Annotated in this window: 20 protein-coding genes and 1 pseudogene; 7 read left to right on the forward strand and 14 right to left on the reverse strand. The window is 29.0% G+C overall.

Annotation, left to right across the window (positions count from 1 at the left end; genetic code table 11):
• Window positions 1-29: 29 nt before the first annotated feature.
• Window positions 30-2,618 (forward strand): AAA family ATPase, encoded by a 2,589-nt coding sequence (locus tag KMP69_RS02575; protein ID WP_214400397.1) that lies wholly within the window; start codon window positions 30-32, stop codon window positions 2,616-2,618.
• Between the two features lie 33 nt (window positions 2,619-2,651).
• Here the strand turns inward: KMP69_RS02575 and KMP69_RS08215 are convergent.
• From KMP69_RS08215 to KMP69_RS02585, 4 genes and pseudogenes are all read right to left on the reverse strand, one after another.
• Window positions 2,652-2,818: pseudogene (locus KMP69_RS08215) on the reverse strand (EVE domain-containing protein); the annotation flags it as partial.
• Window positions 2,819-2,898: 80 nt separating this feature from the next.
• Window positions 2,899-3,375, reverse strand: a complete 477-nt coding sequence (locus tag KMP69_RS08090; protein ID WP_336244391.1) for a DUF3226 domain-containing protein — start codon at window positions 3,373-3,375, stop codon at window positions 2,899-2,901.
• Complete coding sequence (locus KMP69_RS08095; protein WP_250543619.1) at window positions 3,333-3,689, reverse strand: DUF3226 domain-containing protein; 357 nt, start codon at window positions 3,687-3,689, stop codon at window positions 3,333-3,335. The genes KMP69_RS08090 and KMP69_RS08095 overlap by 43 nt, the downstream gene beginning before the upstream one ends.
• Window positions 3,689-4,798, reverse strand: a complete 1,110-nt coding sequence (locus tag KMP69_RS02585) for an AAA family ATPase (RefSeq protein ID WP_214400398.1) — start codon at window positions 4,796-4,798, stop codon at window positions 3,689-3,691. Before KMP69_RS02585 ends, KMP69_RS08095 begins: the two co-directional genes overlap by 1 nt.
• A gap of 500 nt (window positions 4,799-5,298) precedes the next feature.
• Between KMP69_RS02585 and KMP69_RS02590 the strand changes: the two genes are divergently transcribed.
• Window positions 5,299-7,935, forward strand: a complete 2,637-nt coding sequence (locus KMP69_RS02590; RefSeq protein WP_214400399.1) for an ATP-binding protein — start codon at window positions 5,299-5,301, stop codon at window positions 7,933-7,935.
• A gap of 18 nt (window positions 7,936-7,953) precedes the next feature.
• Here KMP69_RS02590 and KMP69_RS02595 read toward each other — a convergent pair whose 3' ends face one another.
• Both KMP69_RS02595 and surE read right to left on the reverse strand, forming a co-directional pair.
• Complete coding sequence (locus KMP69_RS02595) at window positions 7,954-8,976, reverse strand: adenylosuccinate synthetase (protein WP_214400400.1); 1,023 nt, start codon at window positions 8,974-8,976, stop codon at window positions 7,954-7,956.
• 108 nt (window positions 8,977-9,084) lie between these two features.
• A complete protein-coding gene (surE, locus tag KMP69_RS02600) occupies window positions 9,085-9,891 on the reverse strand; it encodes a 5'/3'-nucleotidase SurE (RefSeq protein WP_214400401.1) in 807 nt (268 codons plus the stop codon).
• 146 nt (window positions 9,892-10,037) lie between these two features.
• Between surE and KMP69_RS02605 the strand changes: the two genes are divergently transcribed.
• On the forward strand, window positions 10,038-10,826 hold the full coding sequence (locus KMP69_RS02605) for a DUF7839 domain-containing protein (RefSeq protein WP_214400402.1): 789 nt from the start codon (window positions 10,038-10,040) through the stop codon (window positions 10,824-10,826).
• Between the two features lie 30 nt (window positions 10,827-10,856).
• Window positions 10,857-11,471 carry a 16S rRNA (pseudouridine(914)-N(1))-methyltransferase Nep1 gene (locus tag KMP69_RS02610; protein ID WP_214400403.1) on the forward strand — a complete coding sequence of 205 codons (615 nt, stop codon included), beginning with the start codon at window positions 10,857-10,859 and terminating at the stop codon, window positions 11,469-11,471.
• Window positions 11,472-11,476: 5 nt separating this feature from the next.
• Here KMP69_RS02610 and KMP69_RS02615 read toward each other — a convergent pair whose 3' ends face one another.
• The 4 genes from KMP69_RS02615 to KMP69_RS02630 all read right to left on the reverse strand — a co-directional run bounded on the left by KMP69_RS02615 (window position 11,477) and on the right by KMP69_RS02630 (window position 15,673).
• On the reverse strand, window positions 11,477-12,529 hold the full coding sequence (locus KMP69_RS02615; RefSeq protein WP_214400404.1) for a M42 family metallopeptidase: 1,053 nt from the start codon (window positions 12,527-12,529) through the stop codon (window positions 11,477-11,479).
• A gap of 30 nt (window positions 12,530-12,559) precedes the next feature.
• A complete protein-coding gene (locus tag KMP69_RS02620) occupies window positions 12,560-13,753 on the reverse strand; it encodes an argininosuccinate synthase (protein ID WP_214400405.1) in 1,194 nt (397 codons plus the stop codon).
• A gap of 212 nt (window positions 13,754-13,965) precedes the next feature.
• Window positions 13,966-14,913 (reverse strand): SufB/SufD family protein, encoded by a 948-nt coding sequence (locus tag KMP69_RS02625; protein WP_214400406.1) that lies wholly within the window; start codon window positions 14,911-14,913, stop codon window positions 13,966-13,968.
• A 25-nt stretch (window positions 14,914-14,938) separates the two neighbouring features.
• The gene (locus KMP69_RS02630; protein ID WP_214400407.1) at window positions 14,939-15,673 is read right to left on the reverse strand and encodes an ABC transporter ATP-binding protein; all 735 of its coding nucleotides are present in this window, start codon (window positions 15,671-15,673) and stop codon (window positions 14,939-14,941) included.
• A 179-nt stretch (window positions 15,674-15,852) separates the two neighbouring features.
• Here KMP69_RS02630 and KMP69_RS02635 point away from each other — a divergent pair, with 179 nt between their 5' ends.
• Together KMP69_RS02635 and KMP69_RS02640 are read left to right on the forward strand one after the other, a co-directional pair.
• Window positions 15,853-16,314, forward strand: coding sequence for a 30S ribosomal protein S15 (locus tag KMP69_RS02635; protein ID WP_214400408.1), 462 nt, complete (start codon window positions 15,853-15,855; stop codon window positions 16,312-16,314).
• 45 nt (window positions 16,315-16,359) lie between these two features.
• Complete coding sequence (locus tag KMP69_RS02640) at window positions 16,360-17,076, forward strand: metallophosphoesterase (RefSeq protein ID WP_214400409.1); 717 nt, start codon at window positions 16,360-16,362, stop codon at window positions 17,074-17,076.
• Between the two features lie 573 nt (window positions 17,077-17,649).
• Here KMP69_RS02640 and hypD read toward each other — a convergent pair.
• Genes hypD through KMP69_RS02660 form a run of 3 tightly spaced genes read right to left on the reverse strand, consistent with a single transcriptional unit; the run spans window position 17,650 to window position 20,139 of the window.
• Window positions 17,650-18,726, reverse strand: coding sequence for a hydrogenase formation protein HypD (gene hypD / locus KMP69_RS02650; protein WP_214400410.1), 1,077 nt, complete (start codon window positions 18,724-18,726; stop codon window positions 17,650-17,652).
• Between the two features lie 29 nt (window positions 18,727-18,755).
• Entirely contained in the window at window positions 18,756-19,472 is a 717-nt protein-coding gene (locus KMP69_RS02655; protein WP_214400411.1) for a uroporphyrinogen-III synthase, read from the reverse strand.
• Between the two features lie 22 nt (window positions 19,473-19,494).
• Window positions 19,495-20,139 carry a VAR1 protein isolog gene (locus tag KMP69_RS02660; protein ID WP_214400412.1) on the reverse strand — a complete coding sequence of 215 codons (645 nt, stop codon included), beginning with the start codon at window positions 20,137-20,139 and terminating at the stop codon, window positions 19,495-19,497.
• Window positions 20,140-20,234: 95 nt separating this feature from the next.
• On the opposite strand from KMP69_RS02660, the gene KMP69_RS02665 reads away from it, so the two are divergent.
• Window positions 20,235-21,599 carry a TldD/PmbA family protein gene (locus KMP69_RS02665; RefSeq protein ID WP_214400413.1) on the forward strand — a complete coding sequence of 455 codons (1,365 nt, stop codon included), beginning with the start codon at window positions 20,235-20,237 and terminating at the stop codon, window positions 21,597-21,599.
• A 10-nt stretch (window positions 21,600-21,609) separates the two neighbouring features.
• On the opposite strand, the gene glmS is transcribed toward KMP69_RS02665, so the two are convergent.
• Window positions 21,610-24,666: a glutamine--fructose-6-phosphate transaminase (isomerizing) gene (gene glmS / locus KMP69_RS02670; RefSeq protein ID WP_250543620.1), complete on the reverse strand. Its 3,057-nt coding sequence runs from the start codon at window positions 24,664-24,666 to the stop codon at window positions 21,610-21,612.
• Window positions 24,667-24,674: the final 8 nt, after the last annotated feature.

A 24,674-nucleotide genomic window follows, 5' to 3' on the forward strand; every position in this document is an offset into this window, starting at 1 on the left:
GCAATAACCTAAAAATATGGTGAATTCTTATGAAGATTAAAGCTATTGAAGTTAATAACTTATTTTCCTATGATAATTTTAAGATTGAATTTAATAAATGGAATATCGCAGTTATAGTAGGTCCAAATAATGCTGGAAAGACGAATTTATTTAGAGTTTTAGGGTTTTTGAAGGATGTAATAAATGATAAAATAAAAGCCGAAGATGTTCCAAATTATTTACATGATAGGAATATAAGATATGCTAAAATTGTTGTAGATATTGAATTTGATGATTTAGAAAAAGATATGTTAAAAAATTATTTTGAATGTTTTTTAAAATCTAATCATCCAGAATTTAAAAAAATATGTGATGAATTAGGTTTTAATATTGAGGAAAAATTAGTAGAGTTGTTTTCTAAGGGAAAATTTATTTGGGAGTTTAGGGGAGAACCTTCTGGGAGAGTAACCCCTTATTATAAAATCCCAATAAAAATGTTAAAAGATGAAAAATTAAAAGAAGTACTTAAGAAATTATCTATATTTGACCCTGAGGTTCTTAAATCTAATAAGGAAGAATTGTATAAATTTTGTAGTTTTATATTCGATATAAGTGATGCGTCAGAGGAGGATATTAAAAAATTTTTAGAGGATTATGGCTATTATTTCACAGATTTGATTTATATTATACACTATTTACTAAATTTACTAAAGATATTAATAAATGATGATATATACTTCAATACAGATGAAAAAAATAGGATTCTTCTATATAATTCTCAAAATGAGCCTATCTTTGAAGTTAAAGATTTAAAAAGTTGGGATACACATATAGGAGGAATTTATAACTTCCTTAAAAAATATTCACTAAAGGCAAAAGACATTATATTTTTAACATTACTTTTAGCATGGCTAGCTAGTCTCAAAAATGATGATTTATACTATGGTAAAATTTTAGATCTTTGTAAAAATAACCCTTTAGATAATATACTATCTGAAAAAGCAAAAAATCTTTTTGAATATACATATAAACAATTTAATGTTAATCAAAACTTATTATTCCGTCATTTTATACAAAAACTCTTTGATAAAGCTATTATAAAATTTGAAGAAGTTAGAGGGAGTCCTGATAGTTTTATTAAATATATTAAAGTTCCAATAGATTTATGGATAAAGTCCATATCATCATCCATTATATATGACATACCTAGAACTGGAGAACGACTTAAAAAAGAATTTGAATCAAAATATAAAATACCAGAGTATGGTTTTGATTCTAACGATTATTATGGTAATGGAGAAGATTTGGCAAAATACTTATTTTATTTAAAGAATGCTCATGAGATAGATATTAGAAGTAAATACAAGGAATTTAGAAAATCTTTTAAAGAGATATTTAAAACTGAAAAAATAGATTTCGATGTAGTTAATCATAATGGTTATCCAGAAATTTATATTATATTTGAGAAAGATAATGGAGATATTGATTATCAGTTACCTATAAATAGAGTAGGTTCTGGAATCTTTGAAGTTTTAAATATATTGGCTGTGGTTATTGGGAACAAAAATAAAGTTATCTTATTAGATGAACCTGCACTTCATTTACATCCTGTTTATCAGAAAAAATTGTTGAAAGTATTTGAAGATTTGGGTAAAGATAAAGATAATCAAAATAGGAAAAAAAGTAATCAAATTATAATTGTAACACATTCTCCTTATTTTGTATCAGCTGAGTTCTTAAATAATACTTTTAGATTTTATAAAGAGAATGAAGCTACAAAATGGATAAATGTAGGAGAAATTATTAAGCAACAATATAAAAAAGACATTACAAAAAAATTTGAAGAAAATGATATAAAAAAGAGGATATTATTTGCTAATGGAGTATTATTAGTTGAGGGTGATTGCGAATATTATACCTTACCTATACTACTCGAAAAAATAGGATATTCTATTGAAGATTACAATATTGAAATTATAAATGTAAGAGGAAAAGGAGGTTTTAAGGAATATATTGCATTACTGAATGAATTAAAAATACCTTTTGGAATTGTATGTGATGGAGATACGGCATTTAATATTTATAAACATAATCGTATTAATGAAGAGAAAGCAGAGAAGATTATAAAAAAATTAAATGATATTTTAGACAGTGAAGGACTTACTGAAGAAACTATAAAATCTGAAATCAATGAAATCATTAAAAAATATAATACAGATTACACATTAAAAAATGAAAATGATTATTCTACACTTATAAATGCATTTAAAGATGTATTTAATAATGAAAAATACCCTTTCTGGTTAAAACCAAATGAATATCAAGAAATACTAAAAAATATTACAGAAAATATGGAAAAATTGCGAAATGACTTAAAAAAGAAGGGGATGGACAGATTAGAATCATCCAAAGATATAGAAAATTACTGTATTGAACCATTATATAATAACCTAAATGAGAATTTTAAGAAATTAAATGTTTTTGCTTGTAAAGAGTATGATTGGCATATGTTTTTGGGAAGTAATAATAAAAATATTGAAAATTGCATTAAAAAAACTTATGAATTTAATGATGAAGAAAAACTAAATGAGTTGAAACAATTCATCCAAAACTTCATAAATAAATGCATTAGCCCCTAAACCTAATTATTACATAAGGTTAATTCAATGTTTTTATATCTCTGTAATTAACATATAATCTTCCTCTGGAATATCTCTCATAGCTTTACACATTAAATGCCCACGACACTTATTTTTATTCGTAATGAACTTTAATTTTAGAATTAAATCTTAATTTCTTTAGGTTTAACTTTATATGGAAATTTTTCGTTAGGATTTTTAAGTTAAATGCTAAATTCCTGAACCTTAAACTCCTTATTTTGCAATAATCTCAATATAAATTCTTATAGCACAACTTACATTATAAGGTGTTTTTAAAATATTCTAAAAACTTTTTCAACTCATTAAGTTCTTCTGATTCAAAGTTCCAATATCCTTTTTTTGCTCCTTCCCCTACAGACTTAACAATTATGGGCATAACTGATAAGTATGCTTGTGCTTTTGCCTTTGCAATGTTTTTAATTTTACCATTAGATTCTGAAAAAATTTTTCTATAAAATTCCTTATTTTTAAAATATTCATATTTTTCAAAATATTTCTTTACTTCACCATTTTCATACATTTGATTAGCACACTCAAATAATCTATCAACGCATTTGATTAATGGACTGTCTTTAACAGATTTTAAGCATAAATCTTCCAACATTCCCTTGTCTTTATTATTGGGCATTATATAAATTCCAATCCTTATGAATCCATTGGAAAAAGTATTCGGTTCTTTTGGAAGTATTTCTTCTAAATTTGAACAACTGTGTTTTTTAATTTCTTCTTTATATATGGATTATTTTTTAAGACATTTTTTAAAGTGTCTCTAACACTTTGAAACGCCCCTCTTACATCCTCATCAGCATCTCTAACAATTCCAAAGATCTGCACTTTTGAAAAACCCGGTGTTTTAGTTATTGCTTCTAATTTATTTTTTAGATTATCTTTACCCTCATAAGATATTATTTGAACATCAGTTATCCCCATATAATTCAAAAGTTCTTCAAAAAAATTTTCTTCATCTTTTCCTTCAACAAAAAGAACTTTCTCTGATTCAATTTTTTCATTTTCTGACTTTACTTTGATTGTTTTATTTTCACTGGGCATTATCTCATCTCCCACTTCTCCTCAAGAGCCACTTTCATACTCTCTTCATCGTAATCTATAACTATAAAATCATCATCTTCTTTTTCAATTCTATATAGTCTAATTCCATCCATTTCATTTACATATTCATCATAAACTTTTCTATATGCAGCAATGCACTCCCATGAGTGAGTTGTAGCAAACACCTGCACATTAAATTCTTTTGATGCTTCAAATATTCCCTTCCACAATACTTCCAATGAAGAGTAATGCAAACCATTCTCAATTTCATCAATAAACACGTAACCATCTTTTGCATTATACATTACTAATAATATAGATAGCATTCTTAAGAGTCCATCTCCCATTACATTTATTGGCATAAGTTTTTCAGCCCCAGTATCACAATATATATTATCATATGCTCCTATTCTCAAATCCTTTATAGAGGGTTCTATTTTTTGTAATGTTTTAATTATATTACCTATTTCTTTTGAAATTTGAAGGTTATCCATTAGTTTTATCATATCCTTTAAATTTATTTTTGGAGATAAATATTTTGATTTTCCCACACCATACACTTCCGAATATTTTTTAAATCCTGCACGTAAAGGGAGAATCGGTATTCTTAACCCCATACGTAGTGGTATTATGGACTTTTTTGATTTATTCTCACTAATTATTAATTTTCTTTCATTAACCAATATATTAAAACAATTTTCATCAAGATTTGAATTTCCATTTATTATGTATTTTATTTTTAATCCTATAGGTAAATCACCTTCGAATTCCTCATATTGAATAATAAAATCAGTATCATACTCTATTTCAATCTTCTTTTTTATATTGGTGTCAAAATCCCCTTCAATCTCAATAGGAATATCCACATCCATATTTCTAAACATTGACAATATTAAGTTGCTAATGGTTTCAAAATCATACTTTTCCCCAAAATTTCTAATATTAACTAAATTTAGAATGGAGAGTGGGTTGCTTAATAAATAAATTCCTTCAAGAACGGAAGTTTTACCACAGTTATTTTTACCAACAAATAAATTAACTCTTTTTAAATCGTCAATTTCAAGGGTGGATATACTCCTAAATGAGTTGATTTTAACTCTTTTAAACATTTAAATCACCAGATATAATTATATAATTTATAGTTACAATAATGTCTCAGCCATTTCAAATAGTTTTGTGAATGGATATGGATTTAAATAATCTTTTTTTTATTAAATCTTCATATTAGTTTTTTATAATTGCATCAACATACATATTAAAATATGGTCTTGAATTTCTTGTGTATCCTCCTGAAAAAACAGTGGATATATATTTTAAATGCTCAACTCTATATTTATATCGTTTAACTTCTAAATATTTTCTTTTAACTAATCTTCCCTAACTTTAATAAAATTCTTTATTGCTTCTGCCTTTTCTTTTATACCTAATAAATCATTATCTAAATTAGGCATTGGCTTGTCAGGATACATAATCTCACCACAAATTATAAGATAGGAATAAAAGACATTGTCAAGAAATTTGTGGGACAAAATACATAATTCATAAATTTATAAATATGGTATATATTATTATCTAAAATAGTTGATAACAAAATATAAGCGTGATAATCATGGTTATGAAACCATTCTACCAAATAGCAATACCACATGATGACATAAAGGAGGGAAAATTTACATTGGATACATTTGCCGCAGATTTATGGAGTGTATATCAAAATAGAGGGCCTGAAGAATATAGAAATCCTGAACTTTTTTGGGAGAGGACTTATGAGACAAATGGTCTAAAAAATCTCTTAGAAATTGCGAGAAAGAGATTGATTGATGGTGTTGGAGATGCTATAATCCAATTACAAACACCATTTGGAGGAGGGAAAACACACTCTTTAATAGCCCTATATCACAAAGCCCGAGAATGGAATGCGAAAGTTGTAGTCCTCGATGGAACTGTATTTGATGCTAAAGAAACAAAATTATGGGAAGAGATGGAAAAACAACTTACTAATAAAGTAGAGATAACAAAAGGAGACACATCTCCAGGAAAGGCAAAGATTATGAAATTACTTGAAGAGAACAAGCCAGTAATGATACTTGTAGATGAGTTGCTTGAATATATGGTTAAAGCTTCAGGAGTTAAAGTAGGAGAAACAACACTTGCAGATCAAACACTTGCATTTATACATGAGCTAACAGAGGCAGTTAAAGCAACTGATAAAGTAATATTGGTTATGACATTACCATCAAGTATCTTAGAGCATTACTCAGAAAAGGCTGAAGAATATTTCCAAAAACTACAAAAGATTGCTGGAAGATCTCAAAGAGTATTTACACCAGTGCAAGAGGATGAGGTTACTGATGTTATAAGAAGGAGATTATTCAAAAGAGTTGATGAAGATGAAATAAAAAACATCGTAGATGAAATTGTAAAGTATCTTGATAAGGAAAATCTAATCCCAGAAGGTCTCAACGCTTACCAATACAAACAAAAATTCTTAAAGAGTTATCCATTCCAGCCAGAAGTTATTGATGTCCTATATCACAGATGGGGGAGTTTGCCAAAATTCCAAAGAACAAGAGGAGTTTTAAGATTACTTTCACTTGTAATATACACATTGATGGGTAAGGAAATTCCATTTATTAGACTTGCAGATTTTGATTTAAGTGTTAAAGATATTAGAGATGAACTTATTGATATAATAGGAGAGAGTAGATACTACTCAGTTATTGATGCTGATATAACATCTCAAAATTCTGGTGCAAAGAAAGTAGATAAGATGCTTGGAGAATCTTATGAAAATTATAAAATAGGTACTAAGGCATCAACAGTTATATTCATGTATTCATTTAGCGGAAGTCATACAAAAGGAGCTACAACTAAAGAAATTAAACTTTCCTGTGCAGATTTAAGATACTCAAGTAGTATCGTTGGAGAGGCTATTTTACACTTAGAAAATAATCTACTATACCTTCATAAAAAGAATGGAAAATACTTCTTCAGCACTAAGCCAAATATAAGAAAGCTTGTAATTGATGAGATGAGTAACATAGGAGATGAAGAAATAAAAGACATAGAGGCTAAACTCTTAAAACATCAATTGAAAAAATTATTCAATACTTACCTATGGCCAGAAAAATCAAAGGATATTCCTGACAATGAAAAATTAAAACTTGTTATTTTAAGAGAGCATGATAAAGATAAAATCTTACAGATAATTCAATCATATGGAGATGGAGAGAGAGTTTATAAGAATACGTTAATCTTCCTTGTTCCACGCGAAAGTGAAAGAACAACATTCAACAGGTTAGTTAGAGAATACCTTGCATGGAACAAAATATACAATAGAGCAAAAAAAGGATCTCTTGAAGTTACAAGTGATGAAAAAGAGGAGATTAGAAACAATATAAAAAGGTTAGAAGAAGATTTAAAACAAAAAATAGTAGAACTTTATAGAATTGTAATTACTCCAAAGAAAGACGGTTATGATGAGATAGATTTGGGTATAAGACCAATAGGCGTAAAAAAGACAATTGATGAAATTATCCATGAAAAATTAAAAGAAGAAAATAAACTTTTAGAAAAAATGGATCCAAGAGTTATTGAACTAAAATATCTCAATGGAAAGGATTACATATTTACAAAATTGCTATATGAAAGCCATTTAAAAACACCAGGCATGTCCATGTTAAAAGATAAGTCAGTTATTGTAAGTGCCATTCAACAAGGAGTAGAGGAAGGAAGATTTGGTTTAGGTTATATAAATGAAGAAATATGTTGCAAGTATCTTGGTGAAAAGGCAAAGGTAACTCTTGATGATAATGAAATTATTATAAGAAAAGATTTCTGCGAAATATTAAAAGATAAAGAAAAAGAAAGAGAGAGTGGTAAGCAATATACACAAGAAGTCATTTATGATGAAAAAGTATCAAACAAAATAATTCAAACGGAAACTACAACTCCATCAATATCAATAGAAGAAACTAAAGAAAGAGATAAAAAAGAAAAAGAAAGTGAAACTATTGAAGAAAGCATAGATAAAAATATAAACTCTATTCACTTGCAATTAACCTTAGAGCCTGGGATTGGTGGATTAAGAGAAATTATAAGTATATTGAAATTATTAACATCACGTTTTAAAAAAGTTACTTTAGATATCAAGGCTGAAGAAGGTAGTATTAGTCAAATAGAGTATGAAAACATTCTTGAAACTTTCAGACAGTCAAATATTATTGCTAAAGAAAAACATTCATAAAAAAATTAAAATAAAATTTTATAATTTCTCATTTCTTAAATCAATTGTTTGATGCATTTCTGGACCTGTAGAAATTATAGTCACTGGAACTCCAGTAGCTTCTTCAATCTTGTTTATAAATTCTTTAGCTTTTTCACTAAGCTTTTCATATTCTGTTACTCCATAACACTCTTTATCATATTTATCTAATCCAGTTAAGGCTATTTGTGTAGCTCCATTCAACCTGCAAGCTTTTCTTGCTAATTCAAAGTCAAAATACCCTACTCTTCTCCTTCTTCCAGTAACTGTTCCATATTCAACAATTCCTAAATCTTCAGCCTCTTCTAATGACATTTCAGTTGGAAATGGGCCAGAACCAACTCTTGTAGGATAACTTTTGAATACAACAATAACCTCATCAACTCTTGTAGGACCTATTCCAACATCAGCGGCAAATGATGATGCAGTTGTATCCTTAGAAGTTACATAAGGATAGGTTCCATAATATAATGATAATAAAGTCCCTTGTGTTCCTTCAATTAAAACATTTTCATCCCTATCTAAAGCATCATTTACTTCCTCAGAAACATCTCCTAAAAATTCTTTTAACTCTTCAATATCTTTCGCCTGTTTTAAAATCCTTAATACTCTATCAACATTTGCAGGACCGCAACCACTTCCTGTAGTTCCAATCTCTTTAGCTAAGTGTTCATCCTTTCTATCCATAATTTTGTGTTTTTCTTCAATAATTCCACATCTATAATCTACGATTAATCTTTCTCTAACATTAAAATCTTTGAGCATTTCAACCTCTCTTAACAAAACTTCAGGATCTACCAAAACACCAGCCCCTATTGCTAATTTTGCCTCTTTGTATGGAAATCCTGTTGGTATCATTCTAATTCCATAAGATTTTTCTCCAATAGTTACTGTATGTCCTGCATTAGGTCCTACTCCACCTCTCGCAATAATTGATGGCTTGTCTTTATCACAAATATAGCTTATTATCTTTCCTTTTCCTTCGTCTCCCCATTGTCCACCAACTATTATAGTGCAAGTCAATAAAACCACCTTTTTTCTTATTCAAAACCTTATATTTTTTTGTAATTGTAATATTTAAAATTAATCAATATTAAACAATAAAGATAAATAAATTTAATAAATTTAACATTATTTTTTAATTTCACATAAAATTTTTCCATATTTCTTTTTAAATTCCTCTAAATTTTTAATAGTAGTATCTAATGTTAGGGGAGTTATTGAAATATGTCCTTTTTTTCTCAAAACATAAACATCAGTATCTTCCTCATCTTCGTATATTGGATATCCATCAATCCAGTAATAGCTTCTACCTCTTGGATCTATTCTCTCCTCTACATGAGTAGAATACATCCTCTTAGCCAATCTTGTAATCTCTATTGGTGTCTCTAAGTTGGCTTTTTCTGGAATATTTACATTTAAAACATCGCAGGGCATATCATAATCTAAATATTTTTTAGCAATTTTTGTGGTAATCTTTGCAGGAATTTCAAAATTTATAGGAATTTCTAACTCTCTGAATTTTAAATGGTCTGATGTTATCTGTAAAGATGATGCTATTGCCTTAGATCCATGGTGGGCAGCTTCAAATGCCGCTCCCAAGGTTCCAGAGGTCATTATTTCAGTTCCAAGATTTTCTCCAATATTTATTCCTGATATAACTAAATCAGGAACTTTTTTTAATATTTGATATATTCCCAAAATTACACAATCAGTTGGAGTTCCTGAAACAGCATAGCCAACAATATCTTTAGTTAATTTAACTTTAGTCATTCTTAAAGGTTCAAATAAACTTATTGCTCTTCCAATACCACTCTGCTGATTTGTTGGGGCTACTATGGTTATATTAGCATCAGGAAACTCTTCTTTTAAAGATTTATATAATGCTATCAATGAGGGAGAATAAATACCATCATCATTTACTAATAATATATCCATATGGTATCACCTATAATCTATAATTCGGTATTTAGATACATTATAATAATCTTATAATCTATTAATTAAAGTAATCTTTAACATTTAAATACTGAGTGATATATAAGTTATAATATATCCAAATTAAAATTTATGAGGGAGTTTATATGAAGAAGAGAAGTATAACTGAATTTCAAGTTTTGTCTGAAATTATAAGAAAACAGCCACATATAAAACAAAAAGACATTGCTGAAAATTTAGGAATAACGGTTCAGGCAGTTTCAGAGCACATAAGGAATTTAGTTAAGGAGGGTTATGTTAAGTCAAGAGGTAGAGGTGAGTATGTAGTTACTGAAAAAGGTTTAAGAAAGTTGAAAAATTGGATATCTGAATTTAGAGAATACTTAGATGAAATTAATTCTGCAGTTTATAGATATAAAGATATATGGCCAGCAATTGCAGATGAGGATGTTAAAGATGGAGAAACTGTATATTTATATATGAAAGAAGGTTTATTGTATGCTTCAAAGAAACCTAAAGGAGAGGCAAAGGCTAAAGTATTGTATGGAGGAAAAAAGGGAGAAGATATTTCTATCTGTGAAATTAAAGGAATTATAGATGTTCCAAAGGGAAGGGTTATAGTATTCAAAATCCCACCAGAAGTTATTGGGGGTTCAAGGGCTGTCAATTTTGATTTAATTAAAGATTATCTTAATAAGACCGATAATTATGTTGTAGCCACAATGGGAACTGTTGCCTACGTTGTAGCGAGAAAGTTAAATATTAAACCAGATATAAGATTTGCTGTTCCAGAAGGTATAGTAAATGCTTGCAATAGAGGTTCTAATGTTATCGCTTTAATAACTGGAAAAATGGCTGAGAAAGTTATTAAAAGATTGGATAATGCAAAAATTAGTTATACAGTGTTAGATGCTACTAAAGAACATAGAAATTAAATATACTTAAATATAGATGAGGAATAAAATATGTATAATATAATTTTAGCAAAATCGGCCCTTGAATTGATACCTGAGGAAATAAAAAACAAAATAAAAAAGTCCAGAGTTTATAAATATGATATATTAGATTCTAATTATCATTATAAGGTTATGGAAAACTTAAAAGATAAAAGAATGAGAGGCAGGCCAGATATTGTTCACATCTCCCTTTTAAATATCTTAGATAGTCCTATAAATCACGAAGGAAAATTAAACATTTATGTTCATACTTATGATGATAAAGTTTTAAAGATAAATCCTGAAGTAAGGTTACCAAGAAATTATTTTAGGTTTTTAGGAGTTATGGAAGATGTTTTAAAAGGGAAAAGAAATCCTTTAATAAAATTGGAAGAAAAAAGTTTAGAAGAGTTGTTAAATGAAATTAATGCTAAAAAAATTGCTTTAATGACTAAACAAGGGAAATTAACAAAACCCTATCAATTGAAAAATTATGACACCTTTATAGTCGGTGGCTTTCCCTATGGAAAATTGAATGTTGATAGAAAAAAAGTTTTTAGAAAGATAGATGAAGTATCTATTTATAAAAAAGGTTTGATGGCTTGGACAGTTTGTGGAATTATCTGTTATGCTTTAAGTTTTTAAAATTTTTAGAAGAAATTATTAACCTCTTTTATAGTGTAATATACTAAATCAACTGTTTTTTCTAAATCTCTTTTATCAATAACTTCAACTGGTGTATGGATGTATCTTGCTGGAACTGAGATAACACCAGTAGGAATTCCCTCTCTTGTTAAATGTATTGCTGTAGCATCAGTAGTTCCTCCTTCTCCAACTTCCCACTGAACATCTATCTTATACTTTTCAGAAACTGCTCTAATCATCTCTAAAACCTTTGGATGTGCTATTAAACCTCTTCCTGATGCATCTACTATTCCAATAACTGGCCCTTTACCTAAATCAACTGGAGCATCTTCTTTTTTAATTCCAGGGTGGTCTCCTGCTATTGTTACATCTAATACAATAGCAACATCTGGATTTATTTTAAACGCTGAAACTTTTGCCCCCTTTAATCCAACTTCTTCTTGGACTGTTCCAACTGCATAAACTTGACAGTCAATATCTTTTTTAGATAATCTTTTCATAACTTCTAAGAGGACAGCACATCCAACTCTATCATCAAATGCTTTTCCTGTCAATCTATGTTTTCCTAACTCATAAACTTCACTCAAAAAGGAAACCCATGTTCCAATATTAACTCCCATCTTTATAGCCTCTTCTTTACTTTCAGCTCCTATATCTATAAACATATCTTCATATTTTATTAATTTATTTCTTTCATCCTCTTTCATTCTGTGTGGTGGCTTAGAACCAAGAACACCAATTAAATCTCCTTTACTTCCATGAACTACAACTTTTTGATTTAATATAGTTGGGTCATAAATTCCTCCAATTTTTGTGAATTTTAAAAAACCATTTTCATCAATGTATTTAACCATCAAACCAATCTCATCCATATGAGCGGCAATCATAATTTTCTTTCCACTATTGCCTCTTTTAGCAATTAAATTTCCAAAGTTGTCAATAATTACCTCATCACAGTATTTTTCTAATTCTTTTTTCATAAATTCTCTAACACTATCTTCTCTTCCAGAAATTCCGTGTAATTTTGAGAGTTTTTTTAAATATTCTACAACCATCATTTCTCACCTTATTTTTAATAGCATTAAAAATTATTTTTTAAACCTTTTTTTAACTAACTCGTATAACATTGCCTGCAATCCATGATATTTAACCATTCCTGCAAGTTCTTTTTGGTCAATCTCCTTTTCATCAAACGAAACCATCTCTTTGCTATACAATGCATAATCACTGTATCTACCAACAACTCTTGCAGTTCCTCCAAATAATTTAACTTTCACAGTTCCAGTAACTCTTTCTTGAGTTTTATCTATAAATGCATCTAAATCTTCCCTTAATGGGTCAAACCACAATCCTTTATAAATCAATTCTCCGTATAAGCTATCAACTATCTCTTTAAATCTAAGTTCATCTCTTGTTAAAACTAACTGCTCTAAAGCTTTGTGAGCTGTTAATAATAAAACAGCCCCTGGACATTCATAGTTTTCTCTTGATTTTAATCCAATAATTCTATCTTCCATAATGTCTATTCTTCCAACTCCATGTTTTCCGGCAATCTCATTAGCCTTCTTTATCAACTCAACTGGTTCTAATTTCTCTCCATTTATAGCTATTGGAATTCCTTCTTTAAATTCAATCTCAACAATCTCTTCTTCTTTATCTTCTACTGGGTTTTTAGTCCATGCATATATCTCTTCTGGTGGAACAAAGTTAGGATTCTCTAATTCACTACCTTCAATACTTCTTCCCCATAAGTTTTCGTCTATACTATATTTTTTGCTCTCTGTAGGGATTGGAATTCCTTTTTCTTTTGCATACTCAATTTCTTCAACTCTCGTTAAGTTTAAATCTCTAATAGGAGCAATAATTTTTAAATGTGGTGCTTTGATTCTTATAGTTGTCTCAAATCTGAATTGATCATTACCCTTTCCTGTGCATCCATGAGCTACTGCCTCAGCATTCTCTTTTAAAGCAACTTCAACAACTTTATAAGCTATTAGAGGTCTTGCCAATGCTGTTGATAATGGATAACCTTCATAAACCGCATTTGCCTTTATAGCCCTATATATATAATCTTTGACAAACTCTTCTTTTGCATCTATTGTATAGTGCTTTAAAACTCCAAGTTTTTTGGCTTTCTCTTCCACCTCCTTTATTTCTTCTTCTGGCTGTCCAACATCTACACAGACAGAAATTACCTTATACCCATACTTATCTTCCAATAACTTTAAACAACAGCTTGTATCTAATCCTCCAGAATATGCCAATACTGCTATTTTTTCCATAATCTTACCTCCAATAGTTTTTTAAATATATACTAATATGAAATTGGGTTATAAATATATTTTAACAAACAAACATTATAAAAATACTAATGTGAAACTATTGTAAAACACAAATTTTTGTTATATTCTTTTTATTCTAATTCAAAATTAAACAAAAAAGGCAAATATTTGGAAGTATCTTGAACCATAGGGGGTGAATCCCCTATGGATGGCTATAAATCCCCAATCATACCTTTAACTATTATTTCTGTAGCTTCATCCTCATCTAATCCCTTAGCCATCAATGTCTCTAACTGTTTTTTATCAACGCTACCTATTGCCGCTTCATGGGTAATTCTCGCTCTGTCATCTCTAACAACGAGTATTGGAATTGATTCAACTTCTGCATTTCCTTTTGTAATCTCTGCACAGTCAATATGTCCTTTACAGTATGGAGCATTTCCTTCAATTTTTAATTTTAAGGATATCTTAGAGTTATCCATCGCCGCTCCTCTACTTTTTATAATACACTTTGCATTCTCTCCATTTAATTTAACTATTTCATCAACTTTAACCACATCATCTTTTATAGCATAAGTTCTCGTCATTATATCAATTATAGCATCCTTCTTAGCATCAATTTCTTGATAAATATCCAATGTACCAATTCTACCTTTTGTTAGGGTAAAGTTTGAAGTATATATTCCCCCTTCGTCAATTTCTACTTTTACTGTTGGTTTTACTAAAATGTCTCCTTCCATACCGTGATAGTGATACTCATTATAAGAAAATCTTGCATTTTTTCCAATTTTTATAACTCCATTCATAATATGTTTAATTCCCTTACCCTTTAAAAATGAACAGTGAGACATTAATGATATAGCACTATTCTCCTCTAATACAATTTCTACATCTATAATTTGAGATACATTTTCCTTAGTAATACCAAAACACATATGTATTGGTTCTTTAAATTTATAACCTTTCTTTACGACCATCTTTACTTTTAACCTATCTCCTTCTTCTTTTCCATCCAATATTATTCCCTCAGATTTTTCAATATTTATTATTTTATTTTCTTTAACTATAATTCTTGGACCTATTCCATGAACAACTTTTTCAGGATTATCTGATGTATATTTTAATGCCTCCATTATTTCCATCAATTCTTCTTTAACCATATTAATCCCCCATACACTTTAAATTTTAATCTCTTTGAAACTTGTAACATTTTCCACAATTTTTCTTGTAAAATTCTCCAACTTCCTTTGGATCTCCACTTTTTATAACTTCTCCATTGCAAATTAAAGAAACAACATCAGCACTCTCTGCAAGTTCCTCTCTATGGGTAACAACCAATAAAGAGCATCCTTTTTCTTTTAAATAATCAAAAATTCTTTTTATTTCGTCAAATGATACAATGTCAATTCCACTATCTGGCTCATCAAGAATAGCTAAATCTGGTTCCATACATATTATGGATGCCAATTCAACCCTCTTTCTTTCTCCTCCACTTAATGTTTCATCAACATATCTATCTAAATACTTATCAGGGTCTAATTTAACCAACTCCAGAGATTCCCTAATTTTTTGCTCCATAGTTTCTTTATCTTTTTTATATTTCTCATTCATACCTAAGGTTAAATATGTTTTAACCTTAATTCCTTCAAATCTCGCGGGCTCTTGCCACGCTAAGGTTAATCCCATTCTCGCTCTTTCAGTAATGCTCTTATTTGTTATATCAACTCCTTTAAAAATAATTCTTCCTTTACTTGGTTTGTAACCAGAAACTCCCATTATTGTGTATGCCAATGTGGATTTACCCGCTCCATTAGGTCCAATTATTGCGTGTATCTCATTCTCCTTTACCTCTAAATTTATTCCCTTTAATATTTCCCTGTTACCTCTATGAACATGCAAATCTTCAACTTTTAATAACATGGTATTCACCAAAAATTATAAATAGGTCTTTTATAGATTTTCATTAAAAACTACAAAAGTTAAAATATAAATTTTGACAACATAAATAAAAACATTTCTATTCCTATAGAAAATAAGAAAAAAATAAAAAGTTAAAAAACGCCAGGTCTCTTTGGACTGGCGACCATCGGGTGATAATAATGGCAAGAATGCACGCAAGAAAAAGAGGTCGCTCCGGTTCAAAGAGACCCTTCAGGAAAGAACCTCCTGAATGGGTCCAATATACACCGGAGCAAGTAGAAGAGTTAGTAGTAGAGTTAGCTAAGAAAGGTTATCAGTCAGCACAGATTGGTTTAATATTGAGAGACACTTATGGAATACCAGATGTTAAATTAATTACTGGTAAAAAAATAAGTAAAATTATGAAAGAACATGGCTTATATCCAAAAGTTCCAGAAGATTTATTAAACTTAATGAGAAGAGCAGTCAATTTAAGAAAACACTTAGAACAGCATCCAAAGGATTTACACTCAAAGAGAGGATTACAATTAATAGAATCAAAAATTAGAAGATTAGTAAAATACTACAAGTCAAGAGGAGTTTTGCCACCAGATTGGAGATACACTCCAGAAACTGCAAGATTGTTGGTCGAGCAGGCATAAAGCTAATGATTTATTCTCTTATTTTAATTTTTTAAGAGTGGTTTTATGGAGGATAAACTTAAAATTAATGATTTCTATATAACAATTGATAGATGCTTGATTTATAAAGATTATGGAATTATTTCAGATACACATATAGGTTTTGACATATTTTTCAACGAGGGAGGAGCTAATTTTCCACTGTTACAAAAGGATATTGTTGTAAAAAATATATTATCAATAATTGAAAAATATAAAATTAACAATTTAATAATTAATGGAGATATAAAGCATAATTTTAAGCCCTATCCAAGAGAAATTAAATTATTGAAAGAGTTTATTGATTTTGTTAAAGAATATGTTAATGTTATTTTAATTAAAGGAAATCATGACACATTTATATCTTCTACTGGTTATGAAGTTTATGATTATTTTATATTAGATAATTATTTAATTTTTCATGGAGATAAAAATCTAAAAGTTTCTAAGGATTTGTTAGAGAAAAAATATTGGATTTTGGGGCATGAGCATCCTTCAATAAAACTTAGAGATGAAGTAGGAGCAATTATAAAATTTCCAATTTATTTATTAAATAAAAAATATATTGTTTTACCAGCATTTAATCCATTGTCTCCGGGAAATGATCTAATTAACAATCCTCCTTCATCAAAAGTTATAAAAAAAGATTATCTAAATTCTGAAGTTATTGGAATAACTGATATTGGATTGTTGAATTTTGGAACTCTTAAAAAACTACAAGAGTTTGCAAAAACACATTTGTAGATTATTTACATAAATTGTTGCTAAGAATCTCTGTTATCTTTCAGATTTCATTACTCTCCTTGCGAAGCAAGGAGATAGGGTTTGTAGCAGCTTCTAAATATCAGTGAGACAATATTGTTATATAGCCGATGAGAGGGCTCTGCCTTCGAGGCTAATGTATTGCTTCGATTGTGGTTTCTATGCAGATAGAGATACTATTGCTGTCTTTAATCTGATAAAAAGATTTCTGGGGCTGTTTCCGTTCAGCCCGGAAGTCCAATGAACCTATGGCAGAGAGAATTGTATTCCCAATGAAACTTGGGTTGAAGATAACCCATTTCCATAGCTATCGGTTTGTATGATATATTGTTAAATACTACGATATGCTATGGAAATGGGAAACGGGAGGGGATTAGGATTTATTTTATGTATATTGTTCTATATGTAGTCCCGAATTCCGAGAGGGATTAAACGAAATCCTTACAGATTTCGTAGCCCTCGCTTTGCTACGGTAAGGATAGTGGGCTTAGCAACCCATAAGCTCCTCTCCTAAAGCCTCTACTTTAGGCGGAGAGTTGTCATAAAATAGAATTTTTAAATTCTTCTATACTTATAAAATATTCTACAAGTTCCTTCATCTGAAACCATACAACTACCTACTGGATTTAATGGATTACATACTTTCCCAAATAATGGACAATCCGTTGGTAGTTTTTCTCCTCTTAATATTTTATCACATATACAACCTTTTGGGATTTTTTCTTTAATCTCTGGAATATCTTCATGCTCATAAATGTCAAACTTTTTATATTTCTCTCTTAATCCAAACCCACCATTTTTTATAATTGGAAACCCTCTCCAAGGCACATCTATACTTTCAAAAACTTCGTTTATTATCTTTTGAGCCAATACATTCCCTTCTGGTTTTACAGCCCTTATATATTCATTTTCAACCTTTATATTTTCAGTTATTACTTGCTTTAATATCATAATTATAGCCATTAATACATCTATTGGTTCAAATCCAGCAACGACCATTGGAACCTTATATTTTTCGCATGGCTTATAATATGGCTTTAATCCAGTTATCGTTGAAACATGTCCGGGGCAAATAAATGCATCTATGTATGTTTTTTCACTTAGCAAAAATTCCATAATTGGAGGGGTTTGCCTATGACAGTTTAAAATAAAAAAGTTATCAATATCTTTATCTTTTAAACTAATTAACTCTGCTCCTGTTGTTGGAGCAGTTGTTTCAAAGCCAATTGCCACAAAAACAAATTTTTTATCTCTTTCTTTCTTAGCCATTTTTACAGCTTCACTAATACTATAAACAATTCTAACATCACAACCCTCTGCCTGTTTTTCCATCAACGATTTTTCACTTCCCGGAACTCTATACATATCTCCAAGTGTTGTAATAACATATCCATTATCAGCCAAATAAATTGCTGTATCAATCTCTTTTTGTGTAGTAACGCATACAGGACAACCTGGGCCAGGAATTACAGTAATATTTTCAGGAAGAATGTCTCTAATTCCATATTTACAGATTGTATGTTCATGACTACCACATACGTGCATTATTTTCAACTTATCAACTTTTTCAGACAGTTTGTTTATTTTTTCAATGGCTTTTTTTATTAAATTTCTATCATTTACATTTATCATCTATAAAACCCCACCACACTCTTTGTAATTTATTTAATATTTTTTATAACTTCCATAATTCCCTCAATAGTGTATATTTTAGGTAGTAAAGGTTTAAATCCAAATTCTTCAATAACTTTTCCAGTTATTGGACCTATTGCCACAATATAGTTTTTCTCTATAATCTTGGAAAATTCGTTATTAACATATTTAAAAAAGTTTTTAGCAGTTAATCCACTTGTAAATGTTAAAATAAATTTTTCATCTTTTAATTCTTTTTTTAATTTTTCAATCTTTTCTTTTAAATTTTTTGGTTCAACAGAGTTATAAACAAACAATAAATCTGCATTTAAATTATTTTTTAAAATGTCTCTTGTTGAGGGAGTCGTGGGAATTAAAAATCTTTCATTTCCATTAATAACTTTTTTTAATTCTTCCAATAATTTTTCAGCAGTGTATTCCTTTGGAATTATATCTGGAGATTTACCAAAATATTTTTTAAAAGTTTTTGCAGTTTTTTCTCCAATGACAGCAATTTTTTTATCTTTAACCCTATCTTTTTTTCTATCGTCCAATATGTTGTATAATCCAATAACGCCACTCGGAGATGTAAAAATAATCCAATCATATTTATTTAAATCAACATTAACATCTTTGTTATAAACTATCTCCAGAGTAGGAAATAATATTGGCTCAAAACCTTCTTTTTTTAATAGTTTAGCAAATACCTCAGATCTTTCCTTAGGTCTTGTAATAACAACTTTCATTTTATCCCATTTTTATTCTATTTTATGTTAATTTGTTTAATTCTAAATAATGTCCTCTATATCTAAGATATACATAAAATTTATCTTTAAAATCAATAACTTTATATTCAATTAAATCTGGATTATGTTTTTTTATATTCTCAAAATATAATTTTATCGTTTCTGCGGTAATATTTCCTTTCTTCCTGAAAACCCACACATATACAGTTTCGTTATTAGTAATTACCCCAGCTATAACGCTATCTCTATTATAAATAACAATGTCCTTAAAGTTTTGAGGAATTAAAACTGTTAAATCATTTGGTGTTGCTTTCCCTAAATTACCATTACCTTTTATAATACAACCGTTGTAATACTTATAATCATCAATTTTTATATATTTAAATATAAATGCCATAGGAACTTTTATTCCAACAGTATTACCATCACTACTAATATAAACTCCATTAATAAATATTAAAAGGTCTTTGTAAATTCCATTTATATTCCTTATATTTTCTTTGTTATTCATAATAACATCGTGGTCAATGTATGTAAATTCTTTAAATGGAGAGTTTTCTATAACTTCATTTAATGATTCTGCTCCTCCAATATTTTCATACAAATACCATCCAATTATAGCTATTGGAAGAACATTTATTAATACAAATAGAATAAATTTTTTCATAATCCCACCTAAATTTTTTTATAGATAGATTGTGAGTTATAATGACAAATAAAATATTAACATGAAGAGAATATATAAAATGTGATGGTGATTTTATGATTAACAGTATCAATATAGAAAAATTGGAAAAACTCTTAGAAGTAGGAGATTATGCAGATTTAAGAATACATTCTGGGCAAACCAACTCCATAATATTAAAGGATGGAAAAATAGAAGAGATATCTTCTGGATTAGGACAAGGAGTTGCTGTTAGGATTTTATATAAAAATGGTTGGGGATTTGCTTCATCAAATATTATAAATGAAAAAGAAATTGAAAACTTAATAAATAAGGCATATAAAATGGCTAAAATTTCAAATGAATATTCAGTAAAAGAAGTATCTCTAAAAGATTATAAGGCGATAGTAGATAATTACCAAATGATTGGAAAAATAAATCCTGTCGAAGTGGATATTGATGAAAAGAAAGATATAATAATAGATGCCTACAAAAATATGATGGATGAAAAAATTAAAAGTATATCTGTTAGCTATTCTGATGTATTGGGTAAAAAACTATTTATAAATAGTGAAGGTTCAAGAATTGAAGGAGAAATAACAAGATGCATAATGTATATGAATTGCGTTGCTAAAGAAAATGGAAATTTGCAATATGGTGCTGAAAGAACTGGGGGTTTTGGATTTGAGAAAATATTGGATAATTATTTAAATTTATCTATAGAGGCAAAAAATAGAGCTTTAAGATTACTTAAAGCAAAAAATTGCCCAAAAGGAAAATTTAAAGTGATATTAGATCCAGAGTTGGCTGGAGTTTTTATACATGAAGCTGTTGGACATGCTTCAGAGGCTGATTTAGTTTTACAAAATGATAGTGTATTTAAAGACAAGTTAGGAGAGAGAGTTGGGAGTGAATATGTAACAGTTATAGATGACGCTACGGTTAAAGATGCCTTTGGTTCTTACAAATATGATGATGAAGGAGTTGAAGGAAAAAAGACAGTTATTATTGAAAATGGAATTTTAAAAACTTATCTACATTCAAGAGAAACCGCTGGTAGAATGAATGCTGAATTAACAGGAAATGGTAGATCAGAGGGATTAAATAAGCCAATTGTAAGACTGAGTAATACTTATATAAAACCAGGAGATTGGTCATTTGAAGAACTCTTAGAGGATACAAAAGAAGGAATATTTTTAAAAGGTTCAAGGGGAGGACAGGTTGATACTGGTAAAGGTTTATTCCAGTTTAGTGCAGTTGAAGCATATTTAATTGAAAATGGAGAATTAACTCAAGTTTTAAAAGATGCTGGATTAAGTGGAGAAATCTTGGATATATTATTTAAGGTAGATGCCGTTACAAAAGATTTTAAACTAAGTGTAGGTTACTGTGGAAAATACGGACAGAGCGTTCCAGTAGGGGATGGGGGAGGCTTTGTAAGAACTATTGCAACTATTTCCTAAGTATAAGGTTTTATTCCACTGTAACACTCTTAGCTAAACCTCTTGGTTTATCAACATCTCTTCCAAGTTCAACAGCTTTATAATATGCTAACAATTGAAAGGCAGGAGCATAGACAATTGGAGAAATCTCTTCAATAACTTCTGGAACTAATATGTTATATGTGTTATCAATCTCAATTGGAGTTATAGCCACTACCTTTCCTCCTCTTGCTAAAACTTCTTCAATATTTGATAATAATGACTCATACACTGATGAACTTCTTGGTGGCACTATTGCTATAGTATCAATATTTTCATCTATTAGTGATATTGTCCCATGCTTTAACATACCTCCACTCATTCCCTCTGCATGTAAGTAGGTAATTTCTTTAAACTTCAAAGCCCCTTCTAATGCACTAACAATATTTATCCCCTTAGATATAAATATGTAGTTATTTACCTTTAGATTTTGAGAAATATTTTTAATTATATCTTTTTTATTTAAAACCTCTCTTACATAGTCAGGGATTTTTTCAATTTCATTTTCATATTTACTCATATCCCTACCAATAAGTTTTCCATACTCTATAAACAGTCTGTAAATTATCATTAATTGAGAAGTGTAAGTTTTAGTAGCACAAACAGCAATCTCAATTCCTGCACCCATCATAATGGTTATATCCGCCTCTCTTGTTGCAGAACTTCCAATAACATTTACTATAACTCCTGTTTTAGCTTTATTTTTCTTAGCGAATCTTAAAGCCTTTAAAGTATCATAAGTTTCTCCACTTTGAGTAATTCCTATAACCAATGTTTTTTCATCTACCACCCCTTTATTTAAAAACTCTGATGCATCACAGGCAATAACAACTTTTCCTAACTTTGAAAATAGATACTCAGCAACCATTGCCGCATGTAGTGATGTTCCCATAGCAACAAAATAAACCCTTTCATAATCTTTGATGCATTTAGCTAATTTTCTAATTTCCTCAGAGGATATTTTAGCAGAGATTTTTAAAACTTCTGGCTGTTCCATAATCTCCTTTAACATAAAGTGAGGATATCCCATCTTTTCAGCAGAGCTTATGTCCCAATCAATTTTTATTACGTCTCTTTTTACAATTTTTCCATCATTCTCTATAACAACTTTATAATTATCATTTTCTTTTTTAATTATGACAATATCGCCATCTTCTAAAGGAATCGCCTTATTTGTATAATCTAAAAATGCTGTAACATCGCTACCTAAATAATAACTATTATTTCCAACTCCTAAAATTAGGGGACTTTCATTTCTTGCTCCAATTAATAGGTTTGGAAAGTTTTTATTTATTATGGCTAATGCATAAGTTCCTTTTAGTTTTTTAATTGCATTTTTAACAGCTTTTATGTAATTCTCTTCATTTATATATTCAAATTTCTTTAATTCTTCTTCAATTAAATGAGAAATAACCTCTGTATCTGTATCTGATTTAAACTTATGCCCTTTTTTAATTAACTCCTCCTTTAATACTTTATAGTTAGAAATTATTCCATTATGAACCACTGCTATTTCATCATTGCAATCAGTGTGTGGATGAGCGTTTTCTTTACTTACATTACCATGCGTTGCCCATCTTGAGTTATGATTAATTATTAGGTTTCCAATAAAGTTGTGATAATCTTCAACCTCTAAATCATAAACATACTCAACATCTGACTCAATCTTTTCAATCTCAAATTTTGACCAAACTACATCTCCATTTAAAAATTTTTTTAGGTAGTTTGCTTTGTCATATAATCCTCTACTATTTAATTCTTTAATAATCTTTTCTATTGTGTAATCAGTGCAATAGTTATCTTCATTTTTTATTGTTTTTAATGAAACGCCTACAAATTCTATTATTTCTTTTTTAGTCATTGGAACTGAAATATATCTAAAGTTAAGTCCTTTCATTTTGTTTAATATATTAATTAATTTCTCTATTTTGTCCTTTGCAGTAAAGCCAATGTATTTCTTAAATAATTCAAAGGATTTTTTATCACTTATAAGAAGTTTATATACATTAGTATAATATTTCTCTTCTCTCTCCATTTTTGAATATGATGCTAAAATTCCAAATCTCAACAACAAGAACTGAATTTCTTTTATAAGACATTCAGAAGTCATTCCTATACCAATTTGCTTAGCATCAACTCCTATATAACCTTCTGCATCAAATATTCCCCTTAAATATGATGCAACTAAATCATTATTTAATCTAAATACAAATTCTGGAGTTCTTTTATTTAACAACTCTGGAATGTTCTTTTTAAACCAATCCACCAAGTATTTGTTGTTTATCTCCAATATGTAATAACCATTATCTTTTTTGATATTTCCTTCTAAGTTAAAAACATTATTAAATAGTTTATTGTAATATTCCAAGACATCTTTTCTTTCATCTTTTAATCTCAACATTCTATTTGAAGAAAAATAACCTTTTCCAATAATATAACCAACAATTTGCATTAATTCGGGAGTAGGGGTTTTTGGGAATTTGATTGGATTTGTATTTTTTATTGTCTTAAACTCAACTTTATCATTAAAATTATAATTTAACTTCCTTACTATACCAATTAACTCACTACCATTCAAATCCTCAACACATTTCTCAACTATCTTTCCATTTTCTACCACAAACAGTTTATGTTCTCCAGTTGTGATAAGTTCAGAAAAAGGTGTTTTTATCTTATATAATACCTTTGGTGCTTTATGTTTAAACTTTTTGATTTTTTTGTTATATAGTTTCAAATCTTCAAAATTAACTGATAAAACCTCATTTTTATCATCAATTTCAGAAATCTTTTTTATCCTTCCATCTGATAGAATAATATAAGTGTCTGGATGAAGACAATGTCCTACTCCTATATTACCCTCAACACTTAAAAAATCCTCTTTTTTAGATACTTCATCAACTTTTCCAACATCCTTTTTAATAATTAATCTGTCTTTATTAATAATACCAATCCCACAACTGTCATATCCTCTATATTCCAATCTTTTTAAACCATTTAATAATACCTTTGATGCCTTTTCATCTCCAATATATCCAATAATTCCACACATATCATTTC

It is taken from the genome of Methanocaldococcus lauensis, assembly GCF_902827225.1.
Classification (GTDB): domain Archaea; phylum AGJL01; class Methanococci; order Methanococcales; family Methanocaldococcaceae; genus Methanocaldococcus; species Methanocaldococcus lauensis.